The organism is Kluyvera sp. CHPC 1.251 (assembly GCF_036759945.1).
Taxonomy (GTDB): Bacteria; Pseudomonadota; Gammaproteobacteria; order Enterobacterales; family Enterobacteriaceae; genus Kluyvera; species Kluyvera sichuanensis.
In genome coordinates this window covers 102,642-112,942 of sequence record NZ_JAPKIC010000011.1, presented here as the reverse complement: position 1 = coordinate 112,942, position 10,301 = coordinate 102,642, and the positions used below count along the sequence as shown (strand labels likewise).

The window sequence follows — 10,301 nt, the reverse complement described above, 5'->3', positions numbered from 1 at the left end:
CCTACAAGACCACTCGACCCCGTAGGCCGGATAAGGCGTTAGCCGCCATCCGGCAAATTTCTCGTTATTTTTTTGCCGGTGTGCGTCGGCCATAGACCAACCACGTCACCAGCACACAGACGACGTAAAAAACAAAGAACACTTTCATGGCGCCAACCGGTGAACCGGTCATGGCTAAAGAGGTGCCGAAGGCTTTCGGAATAAAGAAGCCGCCGACCGCGCCGATAGCGGAGATAAAACCGAGCGCGGCGGCGGTATCGGTAACCGCTTCGTGCTGGGCCTCTTCATCCGTGCCGCCGCGTTTTTTGACGCTATCGATGGTGATTTGACGGAAAATCACCGCGATCATCTGGAAGGTGGAGCCACTGCCGAGACCGGCGGTCAGGAACAGGCCCATAAACACCACGTAGAAGGCGAGGAAGCTACCGGAGCCACTGCCAGGCAGCGTCAGGAACAGCAGGCCGGTAAACACTGCCATCAATATAAAGTTCACCAGCGTTACCTTCACGCCGCCGAGACGATCGGAAATCACACCGCCGAATGAACGCGCTAGCGCGCCGATAAACGGCCCGAAGAAGGCCAGCTTGAGAATGTTAACGTCCGGGAACTGGGTTTTCGCCAGCATCGCAAAACCAGCAGAGAAGCCGATGAATGAGCCGAAGGTCGCCAGATAAAGCAGACTCAATAACCACATATGCGGGCGCTTCAGCACCGGAAGCTGGTCGCGCACCGAGGCTTTTGAGCTGGCGATATCGTTCATCCCCACCCAGGCCGCGATGGTGGCGATAATCAATAGAGGCACCCAGATAATGGCGGCGTTGGCCAGCGACAGGATAGAACCGTCTTCCTGCGCAACGCCGTGAACGCCAAGAAAGGTGAAGATCGGCAGGAAGATCACCGCAGGTGCCACCATCTGCATCACACTGACGCCAAGGTTGCCGAGCCCACCGTTAATGCCGAGCGCGCTGCCTTGCTTCGCTTTCGGGAAGAAGAAGCTGATGTTGCCCATACTGGAAGCAAAGTTGGCCCCAGCGAAACCGCACAGCAGTGCGATGATGATAAATACTTCGTAAGGAGTAGAAGTGTTCTGAATGGCAATACCCAGCCAGATGCACGGTACCACCAGAATGACCGTACTTAACACCGTCCATTTGCGCCCACCCAAAATGGGTACCATAAAGGAGTAGGGCACGCGTAATATTGCACCAGAAAGCGAAGGTAATGCGGTTAATAAAAAGAGTTGGTCTGTTGTGAAATTAAAACCAACTTTATTGAGATTCACCGCAACGGCACTAAATAACATCCAGACGCAGAAGGCGAGTAATAAACAGGCAACGGAAATCCACAGATTTCGCCTCGCAATTGATTTTCCTTTATTTTCCCAGAAGCTGGGATTCTCAGGTTTCCACTCTTTTAAAAGATAATGATTCTCTTTCTCATTATTTGCCATATAACCCTCGGGGAACGCGTCATAAAAAAGAAACAAAGGAAAAACAGCGATGTAGGGAGAGGGGATTATTAATGCCAGGCCGTTTTATCGCTTTATCGTTGAAGAATAGATAAAAAAAGCGCGTTGTAAGAAAACGCGCCGTGAATAAAACGTTGTTAATTGTTACTAAATGTAAATTAAGTGGGGTTAAGCTCTAACGTAATATAATGTTGTATATAACGAGCGAAGATCTCATCGCTAATTTCCGCCATCCCTAGTGCATAAATTCCATCTAGTCCACATACTAATGCAATTAATCGCCAGGCAATATTTTCTGCGCTATCAATTGGACGAAATTCATTGGCTTCCGTGCCCTGTAAAATCAGCGATACGGTTTCCTTATGCCACATATCCATCGTCAGCAGATAAGCACCTTTAATATCGCTGTCGCTGTCCGCCAGTAATTGTGCTTCTCGCCAGAGACGGACGTAGGGTTCAAGACGGCCATCGTCGCTGCCAAGCATCGAAAAGAGGCGGTCGTGCCAACTGGCATCATCGGCCACCAGCGGCATATCGAGCATTTCACGGATCAGCCTGACGAAGGCGAGGGATTTGAGTTCCCCAATAGAGGTGAAGTGGTGATGCACCTGGCCGCTGGAGACCCCGGCAACGCTGGCGATATTACGTACGGTCATGGCGCTGAAGCCGCCGCTTAGTGCCACCTGCATGGCGGTTTTAAGGATCTCTTCCCGCCGTTCTTCTCGGGTTAAATAGTTCATTTTTCTTCGTTTAAGTAGGGTTTAGTTGAGAATAACAAAAAATTGGACATGCGTTCAACAATCCGGCAGGATCTCGTTCCTGGACGTATGTCCAACACTGAAAAATGAAGTGAGGAACGGAAAAATGTCACGCCAATGGTTAACGCTCATGGCTATCCTGATGGTCTATATCCCGGTGGCGATTGATGCCACCGTGCTGCACGTGGCTGCGCCGACGCTGAGCGTCGCGCTGGGCACCAGCGGCAATGAGCTGCTGTGGATCATTGATATCTATTCACTGGTAATGGCCGGGATGGTGCTGCCGATGGGCGCGCTCGGCGACAAGATTGGTTTTAAACGCCTGCTGCTGCTCGGCAGCGGGATCTTTGGTCTGGCATCGCTGGCCGCGGCGTTTTCGCCGACTGCGCTAACGCTGATTGCTTCACGTGCAATGCTGGCGATTGGTGCGGCGATGATTGTACCGGCCACGCTCGCCGGGATCCGTACCACCTTTGCTGAAGCCCGTCATCGTAATATGGCGCTGGGGCTGTGGGCGGCCGTTGGCTCCGGCGGTGCGGCGTTCGGCCCGCTGGTGGGCGGTATGCTGCTGGAGCACTTCTATTGGGGATCGGTGTTCTTGATCAACGTGCCGATTGTGCTGGTGGTGATTGCTATTAATGCCAGAGTGGTGCCGCGCCAGCCTGCGCGACGCGAGCAGCCGCTGAATCTCTTCCAGGCGCTGGTGCTGATTGCCGCCATCCTGATGCTGGTGTTTAGCGCCAAATCAGCGCTGAAAGGGCAGCTTGCGCTGTGGCTGGTGGCGATGGTGGCAATTGCCGGTGCCGGCATGCTGTACTGGTTTGTCCGTAAGCAGCTCTCGGCGACCCGCCCGATGGTGGATATGCGCCTGTTTACCCATCGTATTATTTTAAGCGGGGTCATGATGGCGATGACGGCGCTGATTACCCTGGTCGGGTTTGAATTGTTGATGGCGCAGGAATTGCAGTTTGTGCATGGCAAAACGCCGTTTGAAGCTGGGCTATTTATGCTACCGGTGATGGTGGCAAGCGGATTCAGCGGCCCAATTGCCGGGATGCTGGTGTCAAAGCTGGGGCTACGTGAAGTGGCTACCGGCGGGATGCTGTTAAGCGCGCTGAGCTTCCTTGGCCTGTCGATGACTGATTTCAGCACTCAGCAATGGCAGGCGTGGGGGCTGATGACGCTGCTGGGCTTTAGCGTTGCCAGCGCGCTGCTGGCCTCCAGCTCGGCGATTATGGCGGCGGCACCGAAAGAGAAAGCGGCGGCCGCAGGGGCCATTGAAACCATGGCCTACGAGCTGGGCGCGGGGCTGGGTATTGCGCTGTTTGGCCTGATCCTGACCCGCAGCTACACCTCGTCAATTGTACTTCCCGCTGGGGTAGACGGTGCGGCGACCGAGCAGGCGGCATCGTCGATTAGCGAAGCGATAAAGCTGGCGCAGTCGATGCCCGCCATTCCGGCGCAAAGCCTGATTGACGCGGCCAAAACGGCGTTTATCAACTCACACAGCATCGTGCTGGCGACGGCGGGGGTGCTGCTTCTGTTGCTGGCTGCCGGTATCTGGCGCAGTCTGGCGAAAGCACCCGCGTTAAATTAACCCTTAAAGCTGAAGAGAAAGCTCCATCGCTGCCCGTCGCAGCGGTGCGAGGGCTTTCTCTTTCAGCGCGGCTGCGTTGATAGAGCCAGCCGGCACGCCAACGTTCAATGCGGCTACCGTTTGTCCGCTCCGCGAGAGCAACGGTACCGCTAACGAACACAATCCCACCTCAATTTGCCGGTCGGCGATCGCGTAGCCCTGCATACGTACGCGGGCTATTTCTTCGCGTAAGCTCACCACATCGCACAGGGTATGCGGGGTATAACGAATCAAATTCGCACGTGACAACGTCACTTCTAATTGTTCTTCCGGCAGCGCACTCAGCAGTACGCGCCCCATTGAAGTTGCCCACGCGGGTAGGCGGCTGCCGCGACCAATATCCACGCTGAGCAGGTTATTCACCGCTGAACGGGCGATATAGAGCACGTTATCGCCGTCCAGCGTTGCGGCGGAACAGGACTCGCCCAGCGCTTTACCCAGACTGTCCAGCGCGCTCTGCGCTACCTTCGCCAGCGGCGTACCTGCCAGATAAGCATGACCGACCGCCAGCACGCGCGGCAGCAGTTCATAGCTACGGCCATCCGGGCTATGCACCATGCCGAGTGCCGCCAGGGTATACAGGCAGCGGCGAACCGCCGCGCGAGAGATCTGTGTTTTCTGGCTGAGCTGGGAGATGGTCAGACGCTGGCGCTGTGGGGTAAATGCGCTTAGCACTTCCAACCCTCGCGCCAGTGAAAGCATAAAATTAGGGTTGTGTTCGGCCTGGCGGGCACTAAGGGTATCCGTTTTTTTATCGCTCATTTCATCCCTCTACGACAAAAGCTATAGGCTCACTGAGCATCACTATATCGTGGGGAAAAACCGCGGCGATTTGGCGTGCTGGTTTTCCCACTGCGATCACATTATTAACCGCAATTTAACAAGCGCGTCGATTATCGCACAACATTTCGATGACCGCCGTTGACCGTTTTCCTCGCCCAGACCTATTGTCAAAAGCATCGTTACCCCACGTGATATTCAGGGGCATTAGACGTGACGCAATTGATGAGCAGGAAGAGAAAATGAGCGCGACCATAGAACATATTGAAAGCTGGCTGGTGGATGTGCCGACGATTCGGCCACACAAGCTGTCGATGACCACCATGGGCTGCCAGACGCTGGTGATTATCCGATTAACGCGTTCGGATGGCATCGACGGTATCGGAGAGGCGACCACCATTGGTGGCCTGAGCTACGGCGTGGAAAGCCCGGAGGCGATCGCCTCGGCGATTAACGATTATCTGCTGCCGTTACTCAAAGGTCAGCCCGCCGATAATCTCAATGCGCTGACCGCGCGAATGAACAGCGCGGTCAGGGGCAACACTTTTGCCAAATCGGCCATCGAAACTGCGCTGCTGGATGCGCAGGGTAAGGCGCTGGGGCTGCCAGTTTCCGCGCTGCTGGGCGGGGCGCTCTGCACATCATTGCCGGTGCTGTGGACGCTGGCCAGCGGCGACACGGCAAAAGATATCGCCGAGGGCGAAAGGCTGCTGGCGGAGCGACGTCACCAGGCCTTCAAGTTAAAGATTGGTGCCCGCGAACTGGCGACCGATCTGCGCCACACCCGTAGCATTGTGGAAGCGCTGGGCGACCGGGCCAGTATTCGCGTTGACGTTAACCAGGCGTGGGATGCGACGGTAGCCGCAAAAGGCTGCCGTGAACTGGCAGCGATGGGCGTCGATCTGATTGAACAGCCGGTCAGCGCGCAGGACAACGCCGCGCTGGTACGGCTGAGCCATCAGATTGAAACCGCTATTCTGGCCGATGAAGCGGTATCGACCCATTACGACGGCTACCGGCTAGCACAGCAGGGTTTTAGCGGTGCCTATGCGCTGAAAATAGCCAAAGCCGGTGGCCCGCAAAGCGTGCTGGCGCTGGCTAACGTGGCTAAGGCCGCGGGCGTAGGGCTATATGGCGGCACCATGCTGGAAGGCACTGTCGGTACCGTTGCTTCGCTGCACGCCTGGTCAACGCTACCGCTGCAGTGGGGCACCGAGATGTTTGGCCCGCTGCTGCTCAAAGATGACATTGTCAGCGTCCCGCTCACTTTTGCCGAAGGTGTGGTGACGCTGCCGCAAACGCCGGGTCTGGGCGTAGAACTGGATGAAGACAAACTGCGCTATTACAGCCGTAAAGCGTAATGGGAGAGCATGATGTTATTTAAAGTTGATATGACCGTGAATATTCCGCTGGGATTTCCTGCTGCTGAAATTGAGGAAATAAAACTGCGGGAGAAAAATTATTCGCAACAGTTGCAGCGAGAAGGGAAATGGCGGCATATCTGGCGCGTTGCCGGTCTTTACGCCAATGTCAGTATTTTTGATGTGAAAGATGCCGAAGAATTGCATCAGATATTAATGGCTTTACCGCTGTATCCCTTTATGCAAATTCGCGTGGAGGCGCTTTGCCGCCATCCTTCATCGATTCGCGAAGACGACCGTTAATAATAAGAAAAGCTAACCTCGCGCCGGGTTAAACCGGCGAATATCCTACGATAATAAGTGAGAATAATTATGAGTAATGCATTCGTAAAACAAGATGCTATGCAGAAATTATTACGTGAAGGTGCTGGTTTAAATGTGGAAGGCGGCGACGAGCGGTTTAAATCGATTGTTCATCGCCTGCTGGAAAATATCTGCACGCTGATTGATGACTATAACGTGACGGAAGAGGAGTTCTGGCACGCGGTGAATTACCTCCACGAATTAGGGGGCCGCCAGGAGGCTGCGCTGCTGGCGGCGGGGCTGGGTCTTGAACACTTCCTCGACCTACGCCAGGATGCCATTGACGCCGCCGCTCAGCGGGAAACCGGTACGCCGCGTACCATCGAAGGCCCACTGTACGTCGCGAACGCGCCGCTGGCCGATGGATATACCCGTATGGATGATGGTAAAGATGCCGGTGAAGTGATGTGGTTGTACGGGCAGGTTAACGACACCCAGGGCCGCCCGGTGGCTAACGCGATCGTCGATATCTGGCACGCCAATACCCTCGGCAACTACTCCTTCTTTGACCAGAGCCAGAGCGAATACAACCTGCGCCGCCGTATTCGTACCGGCGCGGATGGACGCTACAGCGTGCGCAGCATTATGCCATCCGGTTATGGCTGCCCGCCGGACGGCCCAACCCAGAAGCTGCTTGACCGTCTGGGTCGTCACGGCAATCGTCCGGCGCATATTCACTTCTTCGTTTCTGCGCCTGGCCATAAGCATCTGACCAGCCAGATTAACCTCAACGGTGATAAATATCTGTGGGATGATTTTGCTTTTGCCACCCGTGATGGGCTGATTGCCGACCCGGTTAAAGTGACCGACCGCACGCTGATTCAGCAGCGTGAACTGGACGGTGAACATACCGAAGTGCGTTTTGATTTGACCCTGTGTAAAGCGCTCAGCACCGACGAAGAACATCGCGGTACGCGCCTGCGCGCACAAGAGTAATTCGCTGCGTTCATTTTATTCTCCGGCTTTATATGGCCGGGGAATAATGACCATCTCTGAATATTACACTTTATTCCTGAAAGATGCAGGAGGGGACGACTCATGCAAAAAATGTTCACCACGATGAAAGATAAAATCAACAATGCGTTAATTGTGGATCGTGAGAATCATATTTATCGCTGTCATCGCTCAATATTTACCGATCAGCAGTTATTTGATTTTGAAATGAAGCACATCTTTGAAGGTAATTGGGCGTTCCTGGCCCATGAAAGCCAAATACCCGAAGCGGGTGATTATTATACGCTGACCCTGGGGCGCCAACCGGTGATGATTACCCGTGACAAAAAGAACGAGCTCCATGCGTTAATTAATAGCTGCGCCCACCGTGGCGCGATGCTATGTCGACGCAAAACCGGGAATAAGAATTCATTTACCTGTCCATTCCACGGCTGGACGTTCAGTAATAATGGCAAGCTATTAAAAGCCAAAGATGAAAGTACCGGCGGCTACCCGGAAAGCTTTAAGCATGAAGGCTCGCACGATTTACAAAAATTACCGCGTTTCCAGTCCTATCGCGGGTTCCTGTTCGGCAGCCTGAGCGACGATGTTCAGCCGCTGGAGGCGTATCTCGGGGAAACCTGCAAGATTATCGACCTGATCGTTGACCAGGCGGCGGAAGGGCTGGAAGTACTTAACGGCTCCTCAAGCTATGTCTACGAAGGTAACTGGAAGCTCGGGGCGGAAAACGGGGCCGACGGTTATCACGTCAGCGTGGTGCACTGGAACTATGCCTCAACCATGTCGCGCCGCAACTACGAAGCGGAAGGCACCCATGCGGTGGATGCTAACGGCTGGTCGAAAAGCATCGGCGGCGGCTACGGCTTTGATAACGGCCATATGCTGCTGTGGACGCGGGCGCTGAACCCGGAAGTGCGCCCGGTTTATGAACATCGTGAGCGCCTGCAGGCCGAGTTTGGTGACTCCCGCGCCGACCAAATGGTCAACGAAACGCGCAACCTGTGTCTCTATCCCAACGTCTACCTGATGGATCAGTTCTCCACTCAGATCCGCGTGATCCGCCCGATTTCAGTGGATAAAACCGAAGTCACCATCTGGTGCTTTGCGCCGAAGGGTGAATCTGACCAGGCGCGCGCGCTGCGCATTCGTCAGTACGAGGATTTCTTTAACGTCAGTGGCATGGGAACACCGGACGATCTCGAAGAGTTCAGCGCCTGCCAGCGCGGCTATCACGGCGAAAATCTGCCGTGGAGCGATCTGAGCCGCGGTGCGCTGCACTGGGTCGATGGCCCGGATGAGCATGCGCAGCAATCGGGATTCCGCCCGCTGCTGAGCGGCGTGAAATCGGAAGATGAAGCGCTCTATATCGCCCATCATCACCACTGGCAGAACGTGATGCTGGCGGTGCTGGAAAAAGAGCAGCAGCGTTATGACCAGTCAATTACCCAACGTGTGGAGGTGGCCTGATGTTGACCCTCGAACAGGTTCGCCAGTTTCTCTATTACGAAGCCCGACTGCTGGACGATCGTCAGTGGGATGAGTGGCTGAACTGCTACAGCCCGAAGGTGGTGTACTGGATGCCCGCCTGGGGCGACGACGACAAGCTCACCCGCGACCCGCAGCGTGAAATTTCGTTGATCTACTACCCGAGCCGCGATGGTCTGGAAGACCGGATATACCGCATTAAGACCGAACGCTCCGGGGCGAGCACGCCCGAGCCGCGCACCACCCATATGATCAGCAACGTTGAGCTGCTGGGGGAAACCGAGCAGGGCATGGAGGTGCGCTACAACTGGGTGACCTATTGCCATCGCTATCAGCATACCGATGCATGGTTTGGCTCGACCTGCTGCACGTTGGTCGACAACGATGGGCAGCCGCAAATCATCCGCAAAACCGTGCGCCTGAATAACGACTACATCCGTCAGGTGATTGACGTTTACCACATTTAAGAGGTGCCTATGACCTTTAACATTGCGCTCAATTTTGAGGACGGCATCACCCGTTTTATTCAGTGTAACGCTGGTGAGAAAGTGCTGGATGCCGCCTATCGCCAGAAGGTGAATCTGCCGATGGACTGTTCCGATGGCGTGTGCGGAACCTGTAAGTGTCACTGCACCAGCGGGGAGTATGGTCTGGGGGACGATTATCTCGAAGAGGCGTTAAGCGAAGAGGAAGCCGACGAACGCCAGGTGCTGACCTGCCAGATGGTGCCGACCAGCGACTGCGTGATTGATGTGCCGGTGGCGGCCGCGCAGTGCAAAACCGCGCTGGCGACGCTAGGGGCGGAGGTGCAGCAGGTGAATTTGCTCTCCGACACCGCCATTGAGCTGGTGGTTAAACTCGACGATGCGCTCGCGTTTCTGCCCGGACAGTACATCAATATTCAGGTGCCCGGCACGCCGCAGGTTCGTGCCTATTCGTTTAGCTCGTTGCCCGGCGCAGGCGTGGGCAGCTTCCTGATTCGCAACGTGCCGGGAGGCCTAATGAGCCAGTGGCTGACCCAGCGCGCCCGTCCGGGCGATCGGCTGACGCTGAGCGGCCCGATGGGCAGCTTCTATCTGCGAAACGGTGAACGCCCGCTGCTGATGTTAGCGGGGGGAACGGGCCTGGCACCACTATTGTCGATGCTGCAAACTCTGGCGGCACAGGGAAGCAGTCGTCCGGTGACGCTGCTGTACGGCGTGACCCGTGACGGTGACCTGGTCAAGACGCAAGAGCTTGACGCCTTTGTCGCTCAACTGCCGGGGTACCGCTGGTTACCGGTGGTGGCCGATGCGCAGAGCGCATGCCCGCAGCGCGGTTTTGTGACCGAGCATCTTGATGAGGCCATGCTGAACGACGGTGACGTCGATATCTATCTGTGCGGCCCGCCGCCGATGGTTAACGCCGTCTCTACGGCGCTGCGTGAACGGGGGATCTCGCCTGCGGGGTTCTGGTATGAGAAGTTTATCGCCAGCCAGAGCGCGGCGGCATAAGGA

Annotated in this window: 9 protein-coding genes and 1 pseudogene; 7 read left to right on the top strand and 3 right to left on the bottom strand. The window is 55.7% G+C overall.

Translation table 11 applies throughout. The features are described 5' to 3' along the window. Positions 1–64 precede the first annotated feature (64 nt). Entirely contained in the window at positions 65–1,450 is a 1,386-nt protein-coding gene (locus V6940_RS19280; RefSeq protein ID WP_333496961.1) for a NarK family nitrate/nitrite MFS transporter, read from the bottom strand. 176 nt (positions 1,451–1,626) lie between these two features. Beyond that, positions 1,627–2,208, bottom strand: coding sequence for a TetR family transcriptional regulator (locus tag V6940_RS19275; protein ID WP_333496960.1), 582 nt, complete (start codon positions 2,206–2,208; stop codon positions 1,627–1,629). A gap of 124 nt (positions 2,209–2,332) precedes the next feature. Between V6940_RS19275 and V6940_RS19270 the strand changes: the two genes are divergently transcribed. Further along, the gene (locus tag V6940_RS19270) at positions 2,333–3,823 is read left to right on the top strand and encodes an MFS transporter (protein ID WP_333496959.1); all 1,491 of its coding nucleotides are present in this window, start codon (positions 2,333–2,335) and stop codon (positions 3,821–3,823) included. A 3-nt stretch (positions 3,824–3,826) separates the two neighbouring features. Here the strand turns inward: V6940_RS19270 and V6940_RS19265 are convergent. Further along, positions 3,827–4,664, bottom strand: a pseudogene (locus tag V6940_RS19265) (IclR family transcriptional regulator domain-containing protein). 220 nt (positions 4,665–4,884) lie between these two features. Here V6940_RS19265 and V6940_RS19260 point away from each other — a divergent pair. The 6 genes from V6940_RS19260 (at position 4,885) to benC (ending at position 10,298) form a co-directional block, all read left to right on the top strand. Further along, on the top strand, positions 4,885–6,003 hold the full coding sequence (locus V6940_RS19260) for a muconate cycloisomerase family protein (protein ID WP_333496957.1): 1,119 nt from the start codon (positions 4,885–4,887) through the stop codon (positions 6,001–6,003). Between the two features lie 12 nt (positions 6,004–6,015). Further along, positions 6,016–6,306 (top strand): muconolactone Delta-isomerase, encoded by a 291-nt coding sequence (gene catC / locus V6940_RS19255; RefSeq protein WP_110276564.1) that lies wholly within the window; start codon positions 6,016–6,018, stop codon positions 6,304–6,306. 69 nt (positions 6,307–6,375) lie between these two features. After that, positions 6,376–7,302, top strand: coding sequence for a catechol 1,2-dioxygenase (gene catA, locus V6940_RS19250; RefSeq protein WP_333496956.1), 927 nt, complete (start codon positions 6,376–6,378; stop codon positions 7,300–7,302). 102 nt (positions 7,303–7,404) lie between these two features. Further along, positions 7,405–8,787 carry a Rieske 2Fe-2S domain-containing protein gene (locus V6940_RS19245; protein ID WP_333496955.1) on the top strand — a complete coding sequence of 461 codons (1,383 nt, stop codon included), beginning with the start codon at positions 7,405–7,407 and terminating at the stop codon, positions 8,785–8,787. Continuing rightward, positions 8,787–9,272: a benzoate 1,2-dioxygenase small subunit gene (gene benB, locus V6940_RS19240; RefSeq protein ID WP_333496954.1), complete on the top strand. Its 486-nt coding sequence runs from the start codon at positions 8,787–8,789 to the stop codon at positions 9,270–9,272. Before V6940_RS19245 ends, benB begins: the two co-directional genes overlap by 1 nt. Positions 9,273–9,281: 9 nt before the next feature. Further along, complete coding sequence (benC, locus tag V6940_RS19235; RefSeq protein ID WP_333496953.1) at positions 9,282–10,298, top strand: benzoate 1,2-dioxygenase electron transfer component BenC; 1,017 nt, start codon at positions 9,282–9,284, stop codon at positions 10,296–10,298. Positions 10,299–10,301 lie beyond the last annotated feature (3 nt).

Coding starts and splice junctions, on each gene's coding strand:
- V6940_RS19260 (WP_333496957.1), top strand. CDS start 4,885: ATGAGCGCGACCATAGAACATATTGAAAGCTGGCTGGTGGATGTGCCG.
- catA (WP_333496956.1), top strand. CDS start 6,376: ATGAGTAATGCATTCGTAAAACAAGATGCTATGCAGAAATTATTACGT.
- V6940_RS19280 (WP_333496961.1), bottom strand. CDS start 1,450: ATGGCAAATAATGAGAAAGAGAATCATTATCTTTTAAAAGAGTGGAAA.
- V6940_RS19245 (WP_333496955.1), top strand. CDS start 7,405: ATGCAAAAAATGTTCACCACGATGAAAGATAAAATCAACAATGCGTTA.
- benC (WP_333496953.1), top strand. CDS start 9,282: ATGACCTTTAACATTGCGCTCAATTTTGAGGACGGCATCACCCGTTTT.
- V6940_RS19270 (WP_333496959.1), top strand. CDS start 2,333: ATGTCACGCCAATGGTTAACGCTCATGGCTATCCTGATGGTCTATATC.
- benB (WP_333496954.1), top strand. CDS start 8,787: ATGTTGACCCTCGAACAGGTTCGCCAGTTTCTCTATTACGAAGCCCGA.
- V6940_RS19275 (WP_333496960.1), bottom strand. CDS start 2,208: ATGAACTATTTAACCCGAGAAGAACGGCGGGAAGAGATCCTTAAAACC.
- catC (WP_110276564.1), top strand. CDS start 6,016: ATGTTATTTAAAGTTGATATGACCGTGAATATTCCGCTGGGATTTCCT.